Here is a 19,658-nt window from a genome sequence, read left to right on the forward strand (position 1 = left end):
AGAGACCAGAACATTAATGTTCTGGTCTCTTTAACGTTTAGCAAAAACAGTGCTATCGATACCACGACTATGACACCAATTGACTAAAACTGGATCGAGGACAAGTGCGGTACTCGTCAATTCTTCTGTTGTCTTTTTTCCTAAAAGAGTATAAAGCATTTTCACTTCTTCTTGCCATTGCTGTACGAGAGCTAAGGTATTTTCTAAACCGTTTTTACTCATAAGAGAAGCTAAGATAGTCCCAGCAACCCCCATGCTTTTGGCACCTAAAGCGAGTCCTTTGACAATATCAAGAGAGTTGCGCACACCGCCAGAGCCGAGAATAGTTAGTTTCTTTTGCCAATTTTGTGATTCCAGAAGAGAGATGACCGTTGATTGTCCCCAATCCTCTAAGAAAGAAAGTTCTCGTTTCTTCCGTCGGGCATTTTCAATTTGTGTAAAACTCGTTCCGCCTTGGCCGCTCACATCCGCTGCTTGAACGCCGATAGAGGTAAGCTTTTCTAAGGTTTCTTGACTCATACCGAAGCCAACCTCTTTGACAATGACAGGCACTTCTACGGCCTGTACGATAGCTTCAATCTTGGTTAGCCAATTAGTGAAATCACGATCCCCTTCAGGCATGACTAATTCTTGGGGCACATTCACATGGATTTGTAAGGCATTCGCTTGAAATAAATCAAGCGCTCGCTTTGCTTCTTCCACACCCAAACCTGCACCAATATTGGCAAAAATGAGTCCATCTGGGTTTTCTTTTCGCATAATTTGATACGTATCCGCTAAACTAGCATCTTTTAACGCTGCCGAGACAGATCCTGTCGCAACTAAAAGGCCAGTTTCTTTTGCAATAATGCCTAATTGCTGATTAATTTCTTTTGCACGCTGACTACCACCTGTCATTGCATTGACATAAAAAGGTTGGGGAAGCTGAAAAGAAAGAAACGAAGTGGAAATATCCACTTCGTTAACAGCGGATTCAGCAAACGATTGGTGAACAAAACGCACACGATCAAAGTCATTACTTTTTTCTTTGTGGAACGCTTTAGCTAATGATAGATGTTCATCTTTTCGATTCATGCTTCTCCTTACACTCCTTTTGACCATAGGTATAGACGTGAAGTGGCAGTGGGGTAATTCCGTCTTTTTCCCAAGCAGTCATTAATGGTAAAATCCCTGATTTTTGGCGGAAAATTACGATCCCACAATCGCCGCCGCCAGCGCCAGAAGATTTCGCAGCTCCTGTATAAGATTCAGCCAAATCACAAAGATTTTTCAAGGCTTCTGTTTCGATTACCACACCAGTCAGTGAAGATAATTCAGCGAGCAATTGGCGATTCTTAGTAATTTGTTTTTGAATAACAGAAATTTTTCCTGTGTTAAAGCCATTAATCATTGTTTCGACACAAAGCCGGCTTTTCATTAAGAACTGCTCATAAGCCGCTTGTTTTTCTTCTTTTGATTGATGGACTCGATCAACTAAGTCTGAAGTGGATGCAGGGCTACCTGTCCAGCCAATCAGTAAACGTAGTTGTTTCGGTACTTTTAACGGAAAAATCATTAGTTCAGGCCAGTCCATTGCTAACAAATCAGTTAATGTTTCAGTGGCTACTTTTTGATTGACCCAATCATGATCGAAGGTTGAAAAGGCAATCCAACCACCATAACAGCTGGCGGCGATATCTCCGCAAGAACCATTTCCTTGAACAGCTAAGTGAGCTAGTGCTGATAATTTGAAAATTTGCTCGTTTTCCAAACCTAAATCATAAAAAATATTCAAGGCTTTGACAGTTCCAACGGTTACTGCACCGCTTGAACCAAGACCGTATTTTCGTCCATTTGAACTATCTAATTCACTCGTCACTTTTAAATGATAAAATGACAAATCTTTGTTTTGTTCTTGCGCATATTTTTCAGTTAGATGAATCGCCGCTAGAACATAATGAAAGGGATTTTCGCGAATATCTAATACAAGCTCACCATTTCGGCGTGTCCAGCGAATAGGTAAAGAGCTGTATTGTGCAGATTGAATACTGCCTTCATCTGTTGTTTCTTCGACAGTCACAGTTACGAATTGATCCACAGCAACGATAATGGCAGGGTGGCCAGGTTCAACAACGGCATATTCTCCTGCAATAAATAACTTTCCTGGCGTAGTAACTTCAATCATGCTTATTTATCCATTCCTTTCGTTTCAAACAATTCAATTCCGGGACCAGCAAAAGCTGGGACTAACTGCTCTTTTGAAAAATGTTCACTTAAAAATGTTTTTAACGCTTCTAAGTTTTTCTTTTCGACTAAGACCTTGACATTCGGACCTGCATCCATTGTAAAGTAGCAAGGAATTCCTTGCGCCCGTGCTTGGCGAACGAAAGCCATCGCTTGTAAGCTGCCTGGGGACCAGTAAGTAAATGGAGGGACAGCGCCTAAGGTTGTTCCATGCATCCTTAAACCATTGGCTTCAATGATTTCTCCTAAACGAGGAAAGTCTTTTGTTTTAATTGCTTCATGAACTTGTGATAAATCTTTCTCCACATTGTCCAACCAACCTTGATAAAAGCTAGAAGTTTCTACTGTTCGTTTCATTCCATCACGGCTGGAAACATCTTTTTCGCCATCGTTAATTAAGATAAAGAGCATGGCCAATTCGTTTTCCCAATTATTGGCTGGAATATTTTCAGCAAACGACGTTTCATCAGAGTGGCCTTTGTTCCATTGCGCAAAACCACCAAAAATACTACGACAAGCAGAGCCTGAACCACGTCGCGCTAAACGTGATAAGTCTTTTGCTGAAAGATTTAATCCTAAGGCTACGTTACAGGCTCCTGCTAAAGCAGCTAGACCACTCGCTGAAGAAGCCAAACCAGCTGCAGTAGGCACAAAATTTTGACTTTCCACTTTTGCAAACCAAGTACAATTGGCTTGTTGACGAACAAGGTTCAAAAATTCTTTGACTTTTTTTGTTTGTTTTTCGTTTTGCAAGATACCATCTAAAATAAATACATCTTCTGAATAATGGGCATCAAATGTCACAGTTGTTTCTGTGTAAAAGGCATCTAATGTTAATGATAAACTACTATTCATTGGTAAAATGTATTCTTCATTGGCTTTTCCCCAATATTTAATCAGAGCAATATTTGTATGCGCTCGTGCTTTTCCTGAAAGCATTACTTTTTCACCTCTAATGATTGAATCCATGTAGCAACAGCTCCATTTTCTTCTAAAGTCTGTGCAATGGTTTGTGCGGTCTTTTTATTATCTGTTAAGGCAATCATACAGCCACCGCGACCGCCGCCTGTTAATTTTGCTCCTAGAGCGCCATGTTCTAGAGAGAGAGCCACTAGTCGATCCAGCATATCGTTGCTGACGGTTAATTGCTGGAGTTGCTCTTGCGCTAACGTCATCAGCTGACCTAATTTTTGTTTATCATCTTGTAAAATTGCCTGCTTTGCTTCTTTAGTAAAAGAACCTAATTGTTTCATTGTTTCAGCGATTGCTGTGGGATTATTTTGAGCGAGCTGCGCAATATCTTTCACTGCTTCACGTGTTTGGCCTTTAATTCCCGTATCAGCTACTACTAAGTAGGCATTAGATAAATTCATCGAGAAATGTGTGGGCGGAAATCCTCTAGTAAAAAATAAGGGATCAGCGCCGCTTGTTGCTGCGGCATCGATACCACTAGGATTGCCATGAGCAATTTTCTCACTTAAGGAAACAAGCTCAAACAATTCTTGATATGTATAAGCGTAATCAAAATAATCAAAAAGGCTTCGAACAATGGCCACAGCGGTTGCTGCGCTTGAGCCCATTCCTCGTTCAGCGGGAATCGTACTTGTTAAGGTCAAAGTGCCTTTAAACGTATCTTCCTTTAAAAAGTGTAAGGTTTGCTGAACAACTTTCTTGATATTTGCTAGCTCTGGGGGCACGTCTTCAAGCAATCCTGTAAAATATGCGCAATCAATCTGCATAGTTTCTGCCGGGGTAAAGACGGCTGTAATTTCTGTCGCTTGAAAAGGAAAGGCGATTGCTGGTTCGCCGTAAACAACGGCGTGTTCCCCCATTAAAATGATTTTTCCCGTCGCTTGACCGAGGCCTTGTTTTTTTATATTCATTCACTGACATTCCTTTTGAGTAGAATCGAGTATAGGACAAAAGACGTTCTTGGATTAGAAGAACGTTTGTCATAATCTCTTCATGATTTATAGGAAATGATTCCAAAAGTTTCTCTTGTTCCAAAAAAAGAGATTGCTTAACCTAAGATAGTTTACCTAAAAATAAGGCACAAGTAAAATGGTTCCGTTGGTTTTTCCAAAAAATTAATAACAATTTAATAAGAAAGAACCGACAGAACCAGTTATTCGACTATTTTTTTAAAATTTTCTTAGGTAATCACCAAACCAAGGGCACTTGCCAAATAAATGGCTTGTTCCGGGGTGACTTTGAGACCTGATAAATAGTTTGGTGAGAAAGTCAAGCGTTCAAAGGTGTTTTGGGAAAAATCCAATCCTTTTAAAGAAGTATTCAGCCAATTACTTTCGGTCAAATCGCAAGCTTCTAGAAGGAGTTTCTTCCAAGTGACCTCGAAAAATTCACTTTCGACTAAACGAGTCTGATTAAAGTGAACAAGATTAAAATTTGCAAAACGAAAAGAAGCATAATCGGCTTTGCAATCCTCAAATAGACAATCTTTTAAATAGCTATCTGCAAAATTCGTTCCTGTCAAATTGCAACGAAGGAAAGTCACTCGATGAAAACTACCAGACAGCCATTCGACATTAGAAAAATCGCAAGCTTCAAAACGCACATTACTACAATCAAAAGAAGCAAATTGGCCATTTGCTAATGAAAGATGATCGAAAACAGCATCCCGAAAGACTAAGTTACGAACTTCTTGATTCGATAAATCAATCTGTTGATACAAATGATTTTCTAAGATGGCCTCATCTTCTAATTGACAGTTCGTTAATAGAGGAAGTTGTTCTGGCAGATTTGGTGGCAAGGGATAAGTTATTTTCATAAAACGCCTCTTTCTTCTCGTTGATTTTCAAAGGTTTCATCAATTGAGTAGGCCCGATTATAGAAACGTAGCGCAGTTGTGAAAACATAAGCGCCGGCAAAACCAAGTAAACTGCCTAACACAATCCCGACTAATCGATAGTTTAAAAGATTACTAATGACTTGCTGCCGTGCAAGATTTGATAATAATAAAGACATCGGGGTAATAAAAAAGCTGGCAATCGCATAGTTTCTGTTAATGAATCCTTCAAAAGCTGCATATAGAATACTAATGATACCGATTGTTTGTAAAGGTGTAAAGGGAATCATTAATAAAATTGCAGAAAGCAACAAACCGAGACTCGTGCCCAGAATCCGTTGAACATTTCGCTGCATCACAGAATGTAAATTTTCCCCTTGTAAAATGGCTGCGCAAGTAAATGTCATCCAATAGGCGTTGACTAAATGAAGCGATTGACTTAAATAAGCCGCTAAAAATAAAATAGCCGCATAATGCAAAGCGTCTAATAAAGAAGCGGGATCGATATAAAGTCGTTCTTGCAGGGACATCCGTTTTTGAAAAACGTACGGGCGCTTGTCGATAAAATGAAGCACTATGCCCATGATAATGCCGGTTACTACTCCTAAAAGAACAAAACTGGCCATGATGGGAATCTTATGTAAAGGAAAATTGTTGCTCGTTCCCATTGCGGTTGACATGATAACTAACAAAGCACCAGGCTTTTCAATGCCATACAATCTAAAAAGTAAGCGTGCAAGAAAAGCGACGATAGCAATCGTAATGGGAATCAACCAAGGAACATGGTGGCTCAGCATTCCTAAGCTGTTGCCCAGAACGATAAAAAAGCCAACAATATTCAGTCTGCGCAACAATTGGGGCAAAGGAAGCGGCTGATAATAAATAAACGTATAAATGCCCATCGAGCCGAAGGTCCCAATGAGTAAATTATTGGAAAAATAACCAATTAATAATGGAATTGCCATACAAATTGCGACACCAACTAACCGAAATAATTCGTCATTTGCTTTATCAATAGCAAACAAATCCTTTAAAAACGTAGAATTTTTCATATTTTGTCACTCCTTTAGTTCCTAATTTACCATAATGTTTAGAAAACTGACAAAAGAATTGCAATAAAAGAGAGGAAGAAAAAGAGTGGTTTCTGATAGTAAGAGAAGAAAAATTAAAAAAAGTTAACATTTTGACTTGCAATTTTAATATGAAAAATGTAAGATATATTCCATAGCAATAAATAATTATTAAATTCTGATTTTTCAGAAAATACAGATTGTATTATTTTAGGAGGCAACACTATGAAATTGAAAAAGTCATTAACATTCGGTGTGATTACATTATTTAGCGTGACAACTTTAGCAGCTTGTGGAGGCGGCGGAACGTCAGATAGCTCAAGCGCATCTGGTGGCGGCAAGGCAAGTGGCGAACAAGTTTTACGTGTCACAGAACAACAAGAAATGCCAACAGCTGATTTATCACTAGCAACAGACAGAATTAGTTTTATTGCATTAAATAATGTATATGAAGGAATTTATCGTTTAGACAAAGATAACAAAGTCCAACCTGCAGGTGCAGCGGAAAAAGCAGAAGTTTCTGAAGATGGACTAACATACAAAATTAAATTAAATAAAGATGCAAAATGGTCAGACGGTAAACCAGTGACTGCGAATGACTATGTTTATGGATGGCAACGAACAGTTGATCCAGCGACAGCTTCTGAATATGCTTATCTGTATGCCTCTGTAAAAAATGGTGATGCCATTGCTAAAGGGGAAAAAGATAAATCAGAATTAGGAATTAAAGCAGTCAGTGATACAGAATTAGAAATAACTTTAGAAAAAGCAACACCGTACTTTGATTACTTATTAGCTTTCCCATCATTCTTCCCACAACGTCAAGATATTGTGGAAAAATATGGTAAAAATTATGCATCAAACAGCGAAAGTGCTGTCTACAATGGTCCATTCGTCTTAGACGGCTTTGATGGTCCTGGGACAGATACAAAATGGTCATTCAAGAAAAACGATCAATATTGGGATAAAGACACAGTAAAACTGGATTCAGTAGATGTGAATGTTGTTAAAGAATCTCCAACCGCGTTGAACTTGTTCCAAGATGGACAAACAGACGATGTCGTTCTTTCTGGTGAATTAGCGCAACAAATGGCCAATGACCCAGCTTTTGTTAGTCAAAAAGAAGCATCAACACAATATATGGAACTAAATCAACGTGATGAAAAATCACCATTTAGAAATGCAAACTTACGTAAAGCAATTTCTTACTCAATCGACCGTAAAGCGTTAGTTGAATCAATCTTAGGGGATGGTTCTATCGAGCCAAACGGTTTAGTACCAGCAGATATGGCAAAAGACCCAAGTGGCGGTAAAGACTTTGCTAAAGAAGCAGGTAGTCAAATTGAATATGATACGAAAAAAGCTAAAGAATACTGGGAAAAAGCGAAAAAAGAATTGGGTATTTCAACCTTAACAATGGATATTCTTTCTTCAGATGCAGATTCTTCTAAGAAAACAGTTGAATTTGTTCAAGGGTCAATTCAAGATGCTTTAGATGGTGTGAAGGTAACGGTTAGTCCAGTTCCATTCTCTGTTCGTTTAGATCGTTCAAACAAAGGCGACTTTGATGCAGTAATTGGTGGTTGGAGTGCTGACTATGCTGATCCAAGTAGTTTCTTAGACTTATTTGCTTCAGATAACTCATATAACCGTGGACGTTATAACAATCCAGAGTTTGACAAGTTTGTGAAAGCAGCAAGTAGCGCAGATGCGACAAATCCTGAAAAACGTTGGGATGATATGTTAAATGCAGAGAAAACGATTATGGGAGACATGGGTGTTGTACCATTATTCCAAAAATCAGAAGCGCATTTACGTGCTGAAAAAGTCAAAGATGTCGCAGTTCATCCAGCTGGCGCAACGTATGACTACAAATGGGCATACATTTCAGAATAACCTGACAAAAGATCGATAGCAAACAAAAAAGGACCTTTGCCATGGAATAAAAGGCAACGGTCCTCTTGCTATCTTGTCTTAGACCAAGTAAAATAGTAGAAAGCCTAAAGACAGAATCAGTAAGATGCCCCCAGTTTTTAGCCAGAAAGAGCGATGTGCATCGCCAATGACTGAAAGCGGGATAAACTCTTTCGGTTCATTTTTCTTTTTAAAACGAAACGCGTTCTTCATTGAGCGCTGAAAGTTATCGAAAAAGCCAGAGGACATAATCCATAAAGCAATGCCGATAATTAAAAAGAAAAGCGAAACGATAAAGAAGGTATCTGATAATGAGGAGGTAGTGATAGGTTCTTTACTTATTAATAAGTAAAGAAAAATGCCGATACTGGAAATAACGGCTGTAATAATTGGCCATTTAAAAGTTTTCATGTGTTCACCCTATCTATTATTGTGGTCTATCTAGTCATTACTTTAACGAAAATAACTGAGGAAGTCAAAAAAATCTCGGAGGTGTCATTATTGAATAGTTTTGGAAAATATTTTCTTAAACGGATCTTTTTCATGATTATCACTTTGTGGTTAATCGCAACGATTACGTTTTTCTTAATGCAATTATTACCAGGTACGCCTTATACCAATCAAGAAAAACTTAGTCCAGAAACAATCGCTATGTTGAATAAACAATCTGGCTTAGATAAACCAGTGATTGTTCAATACGGAATTTACTTAAAGAACCTAGTAACTGGGGACTTTGGTATTTCATTCCAATTTAAAAACCAACCTGTTGCTAAGTTATTAGCTGGTCGAATTGGGCCATCCCTTCAACTGGGAGGACAAGCGATTATCTTTGGTACGTTAGTCGGTATTTTATTGGGGATTATCGCAGCGATGCGTCAAAATACTTGGGTAGATACGTTGGCAACATTGTTAGCCATTTTAGGTCGTTCTATTCCAAACTTTGTTTTCGCGGTATTATTACAATACATTTTTGCAATGAAATTAAGAATCTTACCAATTGCTATGTGGAATGGTTTTGCCTACACAATTTTACCAACTATTGCCTTGGCAATGAGTCCAATGGCGGATTCGGCTAGGTTTATCCGAACCGAGATGGTAGAGGTCTTGCATAGTGATTATGTCGAATTAGCCAAAGCAAAAGGCTTGAGTCGCTGGCAAGTTGCATTCCGCCACGGGTTAAGAAACAGTTTAATTCCATTGATTACCTTATTAGGACCTTTAGCTGTTGGTTTAATGACAGGTTCTTTAGTAGTAGAAAATATTTTTGCCATCCCTGGGATTGGGGAACAGTTTGTAAAATCAATTATGACAAACGACTATCCAACAATTATGGCAGTAACTATTTTGTATTCAACAATGTTAGTTGTTGTAATTCTGATTGTTGACTTACTTTATGGTTTAATTGATCCAAGAATTCGTGTATCAGGAGGTGCAAAAGGCTAATGGAAACAGTCAATAAAAATAATCTACCACAAGCGATTAAAGATATTCCGGCAGATGAGTTTCAGCCTCTAAACACTTCAACTCTAAAAGAAAGAGAGCGTATTGCCACACCGTCTTTAAGTTTCTTACAAGACTCATGGCGTCGTTTGAAAAAGAATAAAGCTGCAGTTATCTCAATGAGTTTCTTAGCAGTTATTATCTTTATCTCTATTATTACCATTTGGGTTTCACCACATAACCCAACGAAACAAAATGTTTCTTACATTAACTTACCGCCACGAATTCCTGGCTTGGAAAGCGTGAATGGTTTAAATGGTAAAACAACAGTTGCTGGTCAACTAGTTGATAAATATGCACAAGCAAACGTTCCAGATAATGTAAACTTTTATCTAGGAACAGATGGTTTAGGCCGTGATGTCCTTAGTCGTTTATTTATGGGAACACGTATTTCCTTATTAATTGCGTTTATCGCGGCGATTCTAGATATTACGATTGGGGTCACGTATGGACTGATTTCCGGGTTAGTCGGCGGTCGTGTCGATACAGTGATGCAACGTATTTTAGAAGTTCTTTCTGGTATTCCTAACTTAGTTGTTATGATCTTGATGTTAACAGTCTTTGATCCAGGGATTGTTTCGATTGTTTTAGCCATGGTTATTACAAACTGGATATCAATGGCCAGGATTGTGCGAGCCCAGACCATGAAACTGAAAGACCAAGAGTTTGTCATGGCAGCAGAAACATTGGGCGAATCTCGTTGGAAAATTGCCATTAGACATATTTTACCGAATATCTCAAGTGTCATTATTGTCCAAATGATGTTCAGTATCCCATCGGCAATTTTCTTTGAAGCGTTCCTAAGTTTTATTGGGTTAGGCTTACGTCCACCAACCGCATCTTTAGGAACCTTGTTAAACGAAGGATACAAAACTTTCCGTTTCCTTCCATATTTAATGTGGATTCCAGCAGCTACACTTTCAGTTATCATGATTTGTTTCAACTTGTTAGCTGATGGTTTACGTGACGCATTTGATCCTAAGATGAAAGAGTAAGAGTGGTGAATGACTATGGAAAAAGTATTAGAAGTTAAAGACTTAAGAATCTCCTTTGATACATTTGCAGGTAAAGTCAACGCCATTCGTGGTGTGAGTTTTGATCTTTATAAAGGTGAAACGTTAGCCATTGTAGGTGAATCAGGGAGTGGTAAATCTGTTACAACCCGCAGTATTATGCGTTTGTTGAGCAGTAATGCCAATATTGATAACGGGGAAATTTTGTTTAAAGGGCAAGATATTGTTCATAAAACAGAAAAACAAATGCAAGCCATTCGTGGCAAAGAAATCGCAATGATTTTCCAAGATCCGATGACTTCATTAGACCCAACGATGCCAATTGGCAAACAAGTGGCGGAATCATTAATCAAACATAATAAAGTCTCAAAAAAAGAAGGCTTAGCGCAAGCATTAGAATTACTAAAATTAGTCGGCATTCCTAATGCTGAAAAACGTTTGAAAAACTATCCGCACCAATTTTCTGGTGGGCAACGTCAACGGATTGTCATTGCAATTGCTTTAATTTGTTATCCAGAAGTTCTAATTGCAGATGAACCAACTACAGCGTTGGATGTAACCATCCAAGCACAAATTTTAGAGTTATTAAAAGACTTACAAGAAAAAATTAGCACTTCAATTATTTTCATTACCCATGATTTAGGGGTAGTAGCGAACGTGGCTGACCGTGTTGCTGTCATGTACGGTGGACGTTTGGTTGAAGTCGGAACAGCAGAAGAAATTTTCTATAATCCACAACATCCATATACTTGGGGACTTTTAGGGTCAATGCCAACGATGGAAGGAACAGAAGACAAACTTTATGCGATTCCAGGTTCACCGCCAGATTTATTAGATCCACCAACTGGAGATGCCTTCTATCCACGGAATGAGTTTGCTTTAAAAATTGATACAGAAAAAGAACCACCTTATTTTGAAGTATCACCGACACACAAAGCAGCAACGTGGTTATTAGCACCACAAGCACCAAAAGTTACGCCTCCAGCAGAGATTGTTCGTCGTTGGGCAATTTATGCAGAGCGTCAAAAAAATCCAGGAGGTAGTAATTAATGGCAGAAGAGAAAAAAGTCCTATTAGAAGTCACTGGTTTGAAACAGTATTTCAATGTTGGTCGTAAAGACGAAGTAAAAGCCATTGATGACATTAGTTTTCATATTTATGAAGGCGAAACCTTTGGATTAGTTGGCGAATCAGGAAGTGGAAAATCAACAACTGGTCGCAGTGTCATTCGTTTATATGATCCAACTGCTGGTGAAATTCTTTTCGATGGAAAAGACATTAGCAAAATTAAATCAAAAGCGGACATGCAAGCATTCCGCCGCGATGTTCAAATGATCTTCCAAGATCCATATGCTTCATTGAATCCAAGAATGAAAGTCAATGACATTATTGCTGAAGGAATCGATGTCAATGGATTGGCTAAAACACCAAAAGAGCGGGAAGAAAAAGTCAATGAACTTTTAAAAACGGTAGGATTAAATCCAAGTCACAGTACGCGTTATCCTCATGAGTTTTCTGGCGGTCAACGTCAACGGATTGGGATTGCTCGGGCTTTAGCGGTTAATCCACGTTTTATTATCTGTGATGAGCCGATTTCGGCTTTGGATGTGTCGATTCAAGCCCAAGTAGTAAACTTATTACAAGATTTACAAAAAGAGCAAGGCTTAACTTATTTGTTTATTGCACATGACTTATCGATGGTAAAACATATCAGTGACCGAATTGGTGTAATGCACAGTGGGAAATTATTGGAAATGGGCACAAGTGATGATGTCTATAATTTCGGCGTTCATCCTTATACAGAAAGTTTGCTTTCTGCGATTCCATTGCCAGATCCAGACTATGAACGCACACGTAAACGGATTGTTTACCAACCTGCAGCGGCAGATGGGAAAGATCGTGAGCTCCGTGAAATTCTCAATGGACACTATGTTTATTGTGCTGAAGACGAAGTTGCAATGTACCGTGAAAAAATTGAAGAGAAGAAAAGAAAAGCTGGTTTATAACCAGCTTCTTTTCTAACTATCTTGGTAGGGTGGTTATGAGATGAAGGTTCTGAAAGCTTATAAATACAGACTTTATCCAACCTCAAAACAAGAAGAGTTTATTCAAAAAACATTTTCTTGTGTTCGCTTGGTGTATAATTTAATGTTACAAGATCGGATTGATCTCTACAAAGAGATGCGAAAAAATCCTCAACAAACGTTTAAAATGCCAACGCCAGCTAAATATAAGAAACAATATCCTGTCCTCAGAGAAGTTGATAGTTTAGCCTTGGCAAATGCACAAGTTTATTTGGATCGCGCCTTTAAAAATTTTTATCGGGAAAAAGGGATGGGCTTTCCAAAAAAGAAAAAGAAAGAAACAGTGCATTCCTACACTACGAACAATCAACATGGCACGGTCAAAATTTTGGATAATCGTTATTTGAAAGTACCTAAATTGAAATCTTTAATTAAAATGAAGGTACATCGCCAACCGCTGGGGGAGATAAAATCTGTAACTATTTCTATGAGTGCTAGTCACAATTATTACGTTTCCGTTTTGTGTGAAGCACCGATTGAAACAAAAACAAAGCAACAAAAAATGGTCGGAATTTGTAGCAGTAGGGAAAAATTTGCGCTGCTTTCGAATGGTGAAAGCTTCGAAAAAAGCTATTGTTCAAAGCATTTAAAGCAAAAACTACGTCAAGAAGAACGAAAATTAAACAAGCGTAAAATGATTGCTTTGGAAAAAGGTATCGACCTTTCGCAAGCAAAAAATTATCAAAAACAAAAAATAAAAGTTGCAAAAATTCGCGAAAAAATAGCCAACCAACGAACGGATATTTTAAACAAAATTACAACGGAATTGGTTTCAAGTTACGATGTTATTTGTATTGAAAAAGCCCATCACAGTAATGAGCGGCCGCCAAAACATGACCGTTCTGAACTAGCTTGGTCCTTATTCTTAGCTAAATTGTTGTATAAAGCACAATGGTATGGCAAAGAACTCATTTGTATTGAGTCAGAGGAGATAGAAACAAATTTGTCTTTTTCTAAAAGTACAGAAAATTCAGAGTATCTTAGAAGCCAAAAAATCTTAGAACGTGGCTTGTCTAAACGAGAAACCTTATAAATAGAAGAACTGTAGGGACTACAGGGATCGCCTAGGGGATAGAAAATGCACACCATGTGTTGAACCATTTGTTTCTAGGAAGTCACATTGGGACAGTCCACTAATTATTAATGATCAAAATACGAGTTCAAACGAATCTAGTGCTAGATTCGTTTTTTTTGAGGAAATATATTGACAACTAGGATAAACTAAGGTAAACTAGTGAAGTTGAGAAATGAAAGCAGAAGCACCCGCTTCTCGCCTTAGTTGAGTATATCGCTGGGCTAGATAAAGTATTCCTTATTTTTTAAGTAAGGCAGACTGTTGGCGGGTTCTGGATAGGAACCTGTTTTTTTATTGCGTTTAGCAAACAAAGCAGACTTCCGTTAGGATTTTCTCTTAAAAATTTTGGAGGTGAATGACCATAGCAAAGGATATGATGGTTAACGACGGCATTCGTGCACGCGAGTTACGTTTGATCGGACAAGATGGTGAACAATTAGGTGTAAAAACCAAAGCAGAAGCATTACAAATCGCTGAATCTGCAAACTTGGATTTAGTACTTGTAGCGCCAGGAGCGAAACCACCAGTTGCGCGAATTATGGATTATGGAAAATTCCGTTTCGAACAACAAAAGAAAGAGCGTGAAGCTCGCAAGAAACAAAAAGTGATCAACGTCAAAGAAGTTCGTTTAAGTCCAACAATTGACGTAAATGACTTCAATACAAAACTTCGTAATGCGCGTAAGTTCTTAGAAAAAGGAGACAAAGTGAAAGCTTCTATCCGTTTCAAAGGCCGTGCCATTACCCACAAAGAGATTGGTCAGAAAGTTCTTGATCGCTTAGCTGAAGAAACTGCGGACATCGCCACAGTGGAACAAAAAGCGAAAATGGACGGACGCAGCATGTTTCTAACGCTGGCACCGAAAAACGACAAGTAAACGAAGAGACCGAGCATTCGGACTTTTGGTAATTTCTACAAGAAGGATATTTGACAGTCGTGACTGTTAGAGTCTTTCACTTGAAGCAAAGATTTTGAGGAGGAAAATTAGTCATGCCAAAACAAAAAACACACCGCGGATTAGCAAAACGTGTAAAACGTACTGGTGGAGGCGGCTTAAAACGTGGCCGTGCCTTTACATCTCACCGTTTCCACGGTAAAACTAAAAAACAACGCCGTCAATTGCGTAAAGCAAGCATGGTTGCAAAAGGCGATTACAAACGTATCCGCCAACAATTAGCAAGAATGAAATAAAACAACTCGGTGACTTTTAGATTACCGTCAAGAGAAACAAGATATTAGGAGGAATTCAACATGGCACGTGTTAAAGGTGGAACAGTAACCCGTAAACGTCGTAAAAAAGTCCTTAAGTTAGCGAAAGGCTACTACGGATCAAAACATACTTTATTTAAATCAGCAAAAGAACAAGTAATGAACTCTTATTACTATGCATTCAGAGACCGTCGTCAAAAGAAACGTGACTTCCGTAAATTATGGATTGCACGTATCAACGCGGCAGCTCGCATGAATGGCTTAAGCTATTCTAAATTAATGCACGGTTTGAAATTGGCAGAGATTGATATCAACCGCAAAATGTTAGCTGACTTAGCCGTTAACGATGCAGCAGCATTTACAGCGTTAGCTGAACAAGCAAAAGACGCTTTAAGTAAATAAGCTTAAACAATCTTTCACACCCTACTCATTGAGTAGGGTGTTTTTTTTTAATAACTCCGTTGGTAACTTTCATCTATAAATGAAAAAACTTGTGAGAGCGGAATTTCTTCAGAAAGACTTAACCAATGTTCTTTGTTCATATGATAGGCAGGAAAATAGCCAGGTTGAGTCTTTAATAAGGCAACCAGTTCAGGCGCAAGTTTAACAGTTAAAATAGTGAGTTGCCTATTCTCGGTAGCGCCGAGCAGTTGTGCATCCAGTGGCATGATTAAAGCAAACCATTTCGCATTTCTGGGATGTCGAAAGACGAGATAGTCTGGGTGTTTTTTAAAAGGAAAATCGGGCGTTATCTGCTAACGTTCTTGGATATAGGCGCTAATGGTTTCTTGAAAAGTCATAGGTTTCTTCCTTTCGTTAAGGCTAGGCATATCTATTTACATCATAGCAAAAATTACATAAAATTACTTCGTTCAAAGGAATGGGAGGAGGGAATTTATGACATTAATTTCAACAATTTTAGTAACCTTGGTGGCTGTAGAATTTTTCTACATTATGTATTTAGAAACGATTGTACCAACTTCTGAGACAACAAGCCGTGTTTTTAAAATGGATAAGCAAGAGTTACAAAGAAAATCAGTGACTACATTGTTTAAAAATCAAGGAATCTATAATGGACTAATCGGTGCAGGACTTATTTATAGTGTCTATTTTGCACAAGCAACGATGGAGATGACCAAATTTTTATTGATTTATATTATTTTAGTGGCTGCGTACGGTAGCTTAACAAGTGATAAAAAAATTATTTTAACACAAGGCGGTTTAGCCATTTTGGCTTTGCTTAGTTTACTCGTTTAGCTATCAGAGTTAATAGAGAGAAACAGTCAAATTGACAGAAAAAACACTGTTGATTTGACTGTTTTTTATGGAATTGAGAGAGAAAAAATATGGTATACTTTGTTTATTAGAGAGGGAGGAATTAAAAATGCTGAGCCAAAAAGAAGTGAAAAAAACCGATTATTCTCAATTAATTTCTCTATGGCGTTCTTCAGTAGAAGCTACCCATTTATTTTTGAGTCAGGCAGATATTGATAAAATCGAATTGGTTTTACCTGATTATTTTCAACAAGTTCAATTAAGCATGTGGTTAAATGAAGAACAGAAATGTGTGGGCTTTAGTGGAACAAATCAACAAACGTTGGAAATGTTATTTATTGACCCAGTCTATTTTCGTAAAGGCTATGGTGGAGAAATTATCCAAAAGTTAATAGAGCAAGAATCAATTATCTTTGTCGATGCCAATAAACAAAATGAAAGGGCAGTAAAGTTTTATCAATCTCAAGGGTTTCAAGTCATTGGTGAATCTAAGGAAGATTCTGAAGGAAATCCGTTCCCTATCTTACATATGAAACGGATATAGAAAAGAGGGAAGAAATCATGCGAGTAATCGTTACAGAATACCAACCAGCATGGGTGGAACAGTTCGAAGAAGAAGCCCAAGTATTGAAACAGATTCTAAAGGAAAATTGTCTTAAAGTTGAACATATCGGTAGCACATCTGTGTCTAATTTAGCAGCTAAACCAATTATTGATTTTTTGGTCATTGTTGAAGAAATTGAAAAAGTAGACCTGTTACAAGGAGAATTTGAAAGATTCGGTTATGAATATATGGGGGAATTTGGGCTATCAGGACGTCGTTATTTACGAAAAGGCCCGATAAAAAGAACACATCATGTGCATATTTATCAGTTTGACAATACGCAAGAAATTTTGCGCCATCTTGCTTTTCGGAATTATTTACGAGAAAATCCGGCAATTGCTAAAACCTATGGCACATTAAAAAAGCAATTGGCCCAAGCGCACCCCGATAGCATTGATAAATATATGGATGGCAAAGATGCGTTCATTAAGAAAATAGAAAAAGAAGCGTTGAAGAAATATTGGGAAAAATAAAAAAAGTTGCTAAAGTTAGCAACTTTTTTTTGGTTCTTTTTTGAAAAAATGATAAAGAAGACCACTTAAAAGAACACCTAGAATAATTCCAATCGCTAAATTATGCGTATAGACGATCACACCCACTGTCACGAGTAAAATAACAATTTCAGTAATTTCAAAAGTTTGGAAAAGCTGTAAACTTTCCCAATCAAAGGTGTCAACTGCCACCGTCATCATGATCCCAATCAATGCAGCTGTGGGAATGGCTACCATTACGGATTTAAAAACAAAAATGAATAAAAGGAGGGTAATGCCTGAAATCAAAGTAGAAAGCCGTTTTCGTCCCCCAGATTTAACATTAATGACCGCTTGCCCAATCATCGCACAGCCAGCTTGACCACCAAAAAAGCCGGTAATTATATTAGCGAGTCCTTGCGCCTTAACTTCTCGTTGGCTATCACTTTTGCTTGCTGTCATTTTGTCCACAATGGGGACCGTCAATAAAGATTCAATTAACCCGACCATTGCTAAGGCAACAGAGCTAGGTAAAATAATCCACAACGTTTCTAAGTCGACGGGTACATTAGGCCAACGGATAGCTGGCTGAAACTGACTCATTTCGCCAAGATCACCCACCGTTTGCAAATGACCTTTTAAAAAATAGGACAGGATAGTCATGAATAAAATAACAATTAAAGCAGGAGGCACAATCGTAATAAACTTAGGTAAGAGATAAATAAGTAAGATACTACAGATAATCATGCCGTAGGACCACAGCGTTTGATGAGGCAATTGCTGTACTTGCGCCATGAAAATTAAAATAGCTAACGCATTGACGAATCCGTACATCACTGTCTTGGGAATAAAGCGCATCAATTTATGGATACCTAAATAACCTAAAATAAATTGCAGAAAGCCTGTTAAAATAGTCGCAGCAAGCATGTATGACAAACCATGTGCTTGAATTAAGCCTGCAAGCACTAAGGCCATTGAACCAGCAGACGCCGAAACCATTGCCGGACGGCCGCCCGTAAAAGTAATCACAAGTAAAGTAACTGCTGAAGCAAACACTGCAGAAAGCGGGTGAACCCCAGCGATAATCGCAAACCCGATTACTTCTGGTAAAATGGCGACAGAAGAAACGAGACCCGCAAATAGATCATTTCGTTCATTGCCTAACCATTCGCTTTTTTTAAAACTAAATAACATCGAAAAACTCCTTTAAGTTAATAAAACCTTATTCATAATAGCATGAATAAGCTGAAATAAAAAAGTTTGACGTTAATACGTCAAACTTTTTTATTAGAACTGTAGCAGTGCCAACAACAAAATGGCTAGGACGACTTGAACTGTTCCTACTGATAAACCATAGATTAAGAAACGTTTGCCTTCTTGGAAAAACTTTTTAAAATCGAGTCGTAACCCGATTGCTGCCAAGGCAGTAATTTCAAACCAAGAACTAAAGAAATGAGCAGTCTCGCTGATCACGACGGGGAAATGAATCAAACTATTAAAGACACAGGCAATGAAAAAGCCAACTACATACCAAGGTAGGGCGCTACTTTTTTTGGTGACTTCTACCAATTCAGCCTCTGATTCTGCCGTCTTACTTTGCTTGAAACGTCCAAATAAATAGACAACTGCTACGAGTAGGACAATCCGCATAATTTTAAAGAGCATCGCAAGTTGAACTGCGTTCTCATTGACCATATTGGCACTGGCGACAACCTGACCAACTGATTGTAAAGTCCCTCCGATTAGTGCGCTACGAGCCAACAAATTGGTACCATAAAGAATCCCACTTAAAATGGGTAAGGTCAACATTAAAACGGTTCCTAACAAGTTTACTAAAGTAATGATTTGGCCTTTTTCTTCCTCATCTGCTTGAATTGCTGGAGCAATCGAAGCAATAGCAGAAGACCCACAAACGGCATTACCACCGGCCATCAATAAAGACATATTATCAGAAAAAGCCAGTTTTTTACCGATCAAATAGACGAAAATAATGGTCAGCGACATTTGAATGAGAATAAATGCGACACCTTGTAAGCCAATTTGGGCAATCGTTTGAAAGGTCACGGTGGTTCCCAATAAAACAACAGAAAATTCTAGTAATTTACTTTCAGCTACTTTAGTTCCGCGATTTAAATTGGCACCGCGAACAAAGGTATTTCCCAAAAAGATTCCTAGTAAAATAGCTATCGTTGCGGCGCCTAAGCTAGGTAACCAGGTAGCAAGAAATTTGCTAAGGCAGGCGACAAGGAAAGCTGTTAGCAAGCCGGGAAGAATTTGGAATAAAGATTGGATATAATCATTTTCTGAATTTTTCATTGAAAAAATCTCTCTTTCTTGTTCATTACTTCCAGTATAACGAAATTTTTTACATTTGAGAAATAAATAGTTAAAATAATATTTATAATAGAAAGTTAT

The 19,658-nt window shown here is 38.1% G+C and carries 22 protein-coding genes and 1 other annotated feature; of the genes, 12 read left to right on the forward strand and 10 right to left on the reverse strand.

All coding sequences use genetic code 11. The annotated features are described in order from the left end of the window. Positions 1 to 30 precede the first annotated feature (30 nt). The 6 genes from fni to IGI87_RS03555 all read right to left on the reverse strand — a co-directional run bounded on the left by fni (position 31) and on the right by IGI87_RS03555 (position 6,081). Positions 31 to 1,074 carry a type 2 isopentenyl-diphosphate Delta-isomerase gene (gene fni / locus IGI87_RS03530; protein WP_438736258.1) on the reverse strand — a complete coding sequence of 348 codons (1,044 nt, stop codon included), beginning with the start codon at positions 1,072 to 1,074 and terminating at the stop codon, positions 31 to 33. Further along, a complete protein-coding gene (locus tag IGI87_RS03535) occupies positions 1,058 to 2,164 on the reverse strand; it encodes a phosphomevalonate kinase (protein ID WP_104854558.1) in 1,107 nt (368 codons plus the stop codon). Before IGI87_RS03535 ends, fni begins: the two co-directional genes overlap by 17 nt. Before the next feature lie 2 nt (positions 2,165 to 2,166). Then, positions 2,167 to 3,162 carry a diphosphomevalonate decarboxylase gene (gene mvaD, locus IGI87_RS03540; RefSeq protein WP_104854566.1) on the reverse strand — a complete coding sequence of 332 codons (996 nt, stop codon included), beginning with the start codon at positions 3,160 to 3,162 and terminating at the stop codon, positions 2,167 to 2,169. Next, positions 3,162 to 4,106 (reverse strand): mevalonate kinase, encoded by a 945-nt coding sequence (mvk, locus tag IGI87_RS03545; RefSeq protein ID WP_104854557.1) that lies wholly within the window; start codon positions 4,104 to 4,106, stop codon positions 3,162 to 3,164. Before mvk ends, mvaD begins: the two co-directional genes overlap by 1 nt. A 269-nt stretch (positions 4,107 to 4,375) precedes the next feature. Continuing rightward, positions 4,376 to 5,011 carry a pentapeptide repeat-containing protein gene (locus IGI87_RS03550; protein ID WP_002376088.1) on the reverse strand — a complete coding sequence of 212 codons (636 nt, stop codon included), beginning with the start codon at positions 5,009 to 5,011 and terminating at the stop codon, positions 4,376 to 4,378. Further along, entirely contained in the window at positions 5,008 to 6,081 is a 1,074-nt protein-coding gene (locus IGI87_RS03555) for an FUSC family protein (RefSeq protein ID WP_104854555.1), read from the reverse strand. The genes IGI87_RS03550 and IGI87_RS03555 overlap by 4 nt, the downstream gene beginning before the upstream one ends. A gap of 243 nt (positions 6,082 to 6,324) precedes the next feature. Between IGI87_RS03555 and opp1A the strand changes: the two genes are divergently transcribed. Next, complete coding sequence (opp1A, locus tag IGI87_RS03560; RefSeq protein ID WP_010775666.1) at positions 6,325 to 7,995, forward strand: oligopeptide ABC transporter substrate-binding protein Opp1A; 1,671 nt, start codon at positions 6,325 to 6,327, stop codon at positions 7,993 to 7,995. Positions 7,996 to 8,073: 78 nt separating this feature from the next. On the opposite strand, the gene IGI87_RS03565 is transcribed toward opp1A, so the two are convergent. Continuing rightward, a complete protein-coding gene (locus IGI87_RS03565) occupies positions 8,074 to 8,424 on the reverse strand; it encodes a DUF3899 domain-containing protein (RefSeq protein WP_002355784.1) in 351 nt (116 codons plus the stop codon). A 90-nt stretch (positions 8,425 to 8,514) separates the two neighbouring features. Between IGI87_RS03565 and opp1B the strand changes: the two genes are divergently transcribed. The 8 genes from opp1B to rplT all read left to right on the forward strand — a co-directional run bounded on the left by opp1B (position 8,515) and on the right by rplT (position 15,296). Continuing rightward, positions 8,515 to 9,456 carry an oligopeptide ABC transporter permease Opp1B gene (opp1B, locus tag IGI87_RS03570; RefSeq protein WP_002381304.1) on the forward strand — a complete coding sequence of 314 codons (942 nt, stop codon included), beginning with the start codon at positions 8,515 to 8,517 and terminating at the stop codon, positions 9,454 to 9,456. After that, entirely contained in the window at positions 9,456 to 10,508 is a 1,053-nt protein-coding gene (gene opp1C / locus IGI87_RS03575) for an oligopeptide ABC transporter permease Opp1C (protein WP_438736259.1), read from the forward strand. Before opp1B ends, opp1C begins: the two co-directional genes overlap by 1 nt. 9 nt (positions 10,509 to 10,517) lie before the next feature. Further along, positions 10,518 to 11,576 carry an oligopeptide ABC transporter ATP-binding protein Opp1D gene (gene opp1D / locus IGI87_RS03580; protein WP_002355794.1) on the forward strand — a complete coding sequence of 353 codons (1,059 nt, stop codon included), beginning with the start codon at positions 10,518 to 10,520 and terminating at the stop codon, positions 11,574 to 11,576. Then, complete coding sequence (gene opp1F / locus IGI87_RS03585) at positions 11,576 to 12,532, forward strand: oligopeptide ABC transporter ATP-binding protein Opp1F (RefSeq protein WP_002355795.1); 957 nt, start codon at positions 11,576 to 11,578, stop codon at positions 12,530 to 12,532. The genes opp1D and opp1F overlap by 1 nt, the downstream gene beginning before the upstream one ends. A gap of 40 nt (positions 12,533 to 12,572) precedes the next feature. Continuing rightward, positions 12,573 to 13,643 (forward strand): RNA-guided endonuclease TnpB family protein, encoded by a 1,071-nt coding sequence (locus IGI87_RS03590; RefSeq protein ID WP_438736261.1) that lies wholly within the window; start codon positions 12,573 to 12,575, stop codon positions 13,641 to 13,643. Positions 13,644 to 13,855: 212 nt separating this feature from the next. Continuing rightward, positions 13,856 to 13,986, forward strand: a sequence feature (ribosomal protein L20 leader region). A 54-nt stretch (positions 13,987 to 14,040) separates the two neighbouring features. Then, on the forward strand, positions 14,041 to 14,562 hold the full coding sequence (gene infC / locus IGI87_RS03595) for a translation initiation factor IF-3 (RefSeq protein ID WP_002355797.1): 522 nt from the start codon (positions 14,041 to 14,043) through the stop codon (positions 14,560 to 14,562). A 113-nt stretch (positions 14,563 to 14,675) separates the two neighbouring features. Beyond that, positions 14,676 to 14,876 carry a 50S ribosomal protein L35 gene (gene rpmI, locus IGI87_RS03600; RefSeq protein ID WP_002355798.1) on the forward strand — a complete coding sequence of 67 codons (201 nt, stop codon included), beginning with the start codon at positions 14,676 to 14,678 and terminating at the stop codon, positions 14,874 to 14,876. A 60-nt stretch (positions 14,877 to 14,936) separates the two neighbouring features. Next, positions 14,937 to 15,296 (forward strand): 50S ribosomal protein L20, encoded by a 360-nt coding sequence (rplT, locus tag IGI87_RS03605; protein WP_002355799.1) that lies wholly within the window; start codon positions 14,937 to 14,939, stop codon positions 15,294 to 15,296. 47 nt (positions 15,297 to 15,343) lie between these two features. Here the strand turns inward: rplT and IGI87_RS03610 are convergent, their stop codons facing one another. Beyond that, complete coding sequence (locus IGI87_RS03610; RefSeq protein ID WP_438737390.1) at positions 15,344 to 15,646, reverse strand: MmcQ/YjbR family DNA-binding protein; 303 nt, start codon at positions 15,644 to 15,646, stop codon at positions 15,344 to 15,346. 145 nt (positions 15,647 to 15,791) lie between these two features. Between IGI87_RS03610 and IGI87_RS03615 the strand changes: the two genes are divergently transcribed. The 3 genes from IGI87_RS03615 (at position 15,792) to IGI87_RS03625 (ending at position 17,246) form a co-directional block, all read left to right on the forward strand. After that, entirely contained in the window at positions 15,792 to 16,151 is a 360-nt protein-coding gene (locus tag IGI87_RS03615) for a DUF1304 domain-containing protein (protein WP_104854550.1), read from the forward strand. 67 nt (positions 16,152 to 16,218) lie between these two features. After that, positions 16,219 to 16,713: a GNAT family N-acetyltransferase gene (locus IGI87_RS03620; RefSeq protein WP_438736262.1), complete on the forward strand. Its 495-nt coding sequence runs from the start codon at positions 16,219 to 16,221 to the stop codon at positions 16,711 to 16,713. Between the two features lie 17 nt (positions 16,714 to 16,730). Then, entirely contained in the window at positions 16,731 to 17,246 is a 516-nt protein-coding gene (locus IGI87_RS03625) for a GrpB family protein (RefSeq protein WP_104854548.1), read from the forward strand. A gap of 15 nt (positions 17,247 to 17,261) precedes the next feature. On the opposite strand, the gene IGI87_RS03630 is transcribed toward IGI87_RS03625, so the two are convergent. Both IGI87_RS03630 and IGI87_RS03635 read right to left on the reverse strand, forming a co-directional pair. Beyond that, a complete protein-coding gene (locus IGI87_RS03630; protein ID WP_438736263.1) occupies positions 17,262 to 18,437 on the reverse strand; it encodes a SulP family inorganic anion transporter in 1,176 nt (391 codons plus the stop codon). Positions 18,438 to 18,530: 93 nt separating this feature from the next. Continuing rightward, positions 18,531 to 19,559, reverse strand: a complete 1,029-nt coding sequence (locus IGI87_RS03635) for a YeiH family protein (protein WP_438736265.1) — start codon at positions 19,557 to 19,559, stop codon at positions 18,531 to 18,533. Between the last annotated feature and the right edge of the window lie 99 nt (positions 19,560 to 19,658).

Origin of the sequence: Enterococcus sp. DIV1444a, from assembly GCF_051712125.1 — a bacterium.
Lineage (GTDB): Bacteria > Bacillota > Bacilli > Lactobacillales > Enterococcaceae > Enterococcus > Enterococcus faecalis.

What these genes read in the sequence shown, in the direction of transcription:
- IGI87_RS03590 (WP_438736261.1), top strand. Translation starts at nt 12,573, where the DNA reads ATGAAGGTTCTGAAAGCTTATAAATACAGACTTTATCCAACCTCAAAA.
- IGI87_RS03625 (WP_104854548.1), top strand. Translation starts at nt 16,731, where the DNA reads ATGCGAGTAATCGTTACAGAATACCAACCAGCATGGGTGGAACAGTTC.
- mvaD (WP_104854566.1), bottom strand. Translation starts at nt 3,162, where the DNA reads ATGCTTTCAGGAAAAGCACGAGCGCATACAAATATTGCTCTGATTAAA.
- opp1C (WP_438736259.1), top strand. Translation starts at nt 9,456, where the DNA reads ATGGAAACAGTCAATAAAAATAATCTACCACAAGCGATTAAAGATATT.
- fni (WP_438736258.1), bottom strand. Translation starts at nt 1,074, where the DNA reads ATGAATCGAAAAGATGAACATCTATCATTAGCTAAAGCGTTCCACAAA.
- infC (WP_002355797.1), top strand. Translation starts at nt 14,041, where the DNA reads ATGACCATAGCAAAGGATATGATGGTTAACGACGGCATTCGTGCACGC.
- opp1D (WP_002355794.1), top strand. Translation starts at nt 10,518, where the DNA reads ATGACTATGGAAAAAGTATTAGAAGTTAAAGACTTAAGAATCTCCTTT.
- IGI87_RS03635 (WP_438736265.1), bottom strand. Translation starts at nt 19,559, where the DNA reads ATGAAAAATTCAGAAAATGATTATATCCAATCTTTATTCCAAATTCTT.
- opp1F (WP_002355795.1), top strand. Translation starts at nt 11,576, where the DNA reads ATGGCAGAAGAGAAAAAAGTCCTATTAGAAGTCACTGGTTTGAAACAG.
- opp1A (WP_010775666.1), top strand. Translation starts at nt 6,325, where the DNA reads ATGAAATTGAAAAAGTCATTAACATTCGGTGTGATTACATTATTTAGC.
- IGI87_RS03615 (WP_104854550.1), top strand. Translation starts at nt 15,792, where the DNA reads ATGACATTAATTTCAACAATTTTAGTAACCTTGGTGGCTGTAGAATTT.
- IGI87_RS03535 (WP_104854558.1), bottom strand. Translation starts at nt 2,164, where the DNA reads ATGATTGAAGTTACTACGCCAGGAAAGTTATTTATTGCAGGAGAATAT.
- IGI87_RS03555 (WP_104854555.1), bottom strand. Translation starts at nt 6,081, where the DNA reads ATGAAAAATTCTACGTTTTTAAAGGATTTGTTTGCTATTGATAAAGCA.
- rpmI (WP_002355798.1), top strand. Translation starts at nt 14,676, where the DNA reads ATGCCAAAACAAAAAACACACCGCGGATTAGCAAAACGTGTAAAACGT.
- IGI87_RS03630 (WP_438736263.1), bottom strand. Translation starts at nt 18,437, where the DNA reads ATGTTATTTAGTTTTAAAAAAAGCGAATGGTTAGGCAATGAACGAAAT.
- rplT (WP_002355799.1), top strand. Translation starts at nt 14,937, where the DNA reads ATGGCACGTGTTAAAGGTGGAACAGTAACCCGTAAACGTCGTAAAAAA.
- mvk (WP_104854557.1), bottom strand. Translation starts at nt 4,106, where the DNA reads ATGAATATAAAAAAACAAGGCCTCGGTCAAGCGACGGGAAAAATCATT.
- IGI87_RS03620 (WP_438736262.1), top strand. Translation starts at nt 16,219, where the DNA reads ATGGAATTGAGAGAGAAAAAATATGGTATACTTTGTTTATTAGAGAGG.
- IGI87_RS03565 (WP_002355784.1), bottom strand. Translation starts at nt 8,424, where the DNA reads ATGAAAACTTTTAAATGGCCAATTATTACAGCCGTTATTTCCAGTATC.
- IGI87_RS03550 (WP_002376088.1), bottom strand. Translation starts at nt 5,011, where the DNA reads ATGAAAATAACTTATCCCTTGCCACCAAATCTGCCAGAACAACTTCCT.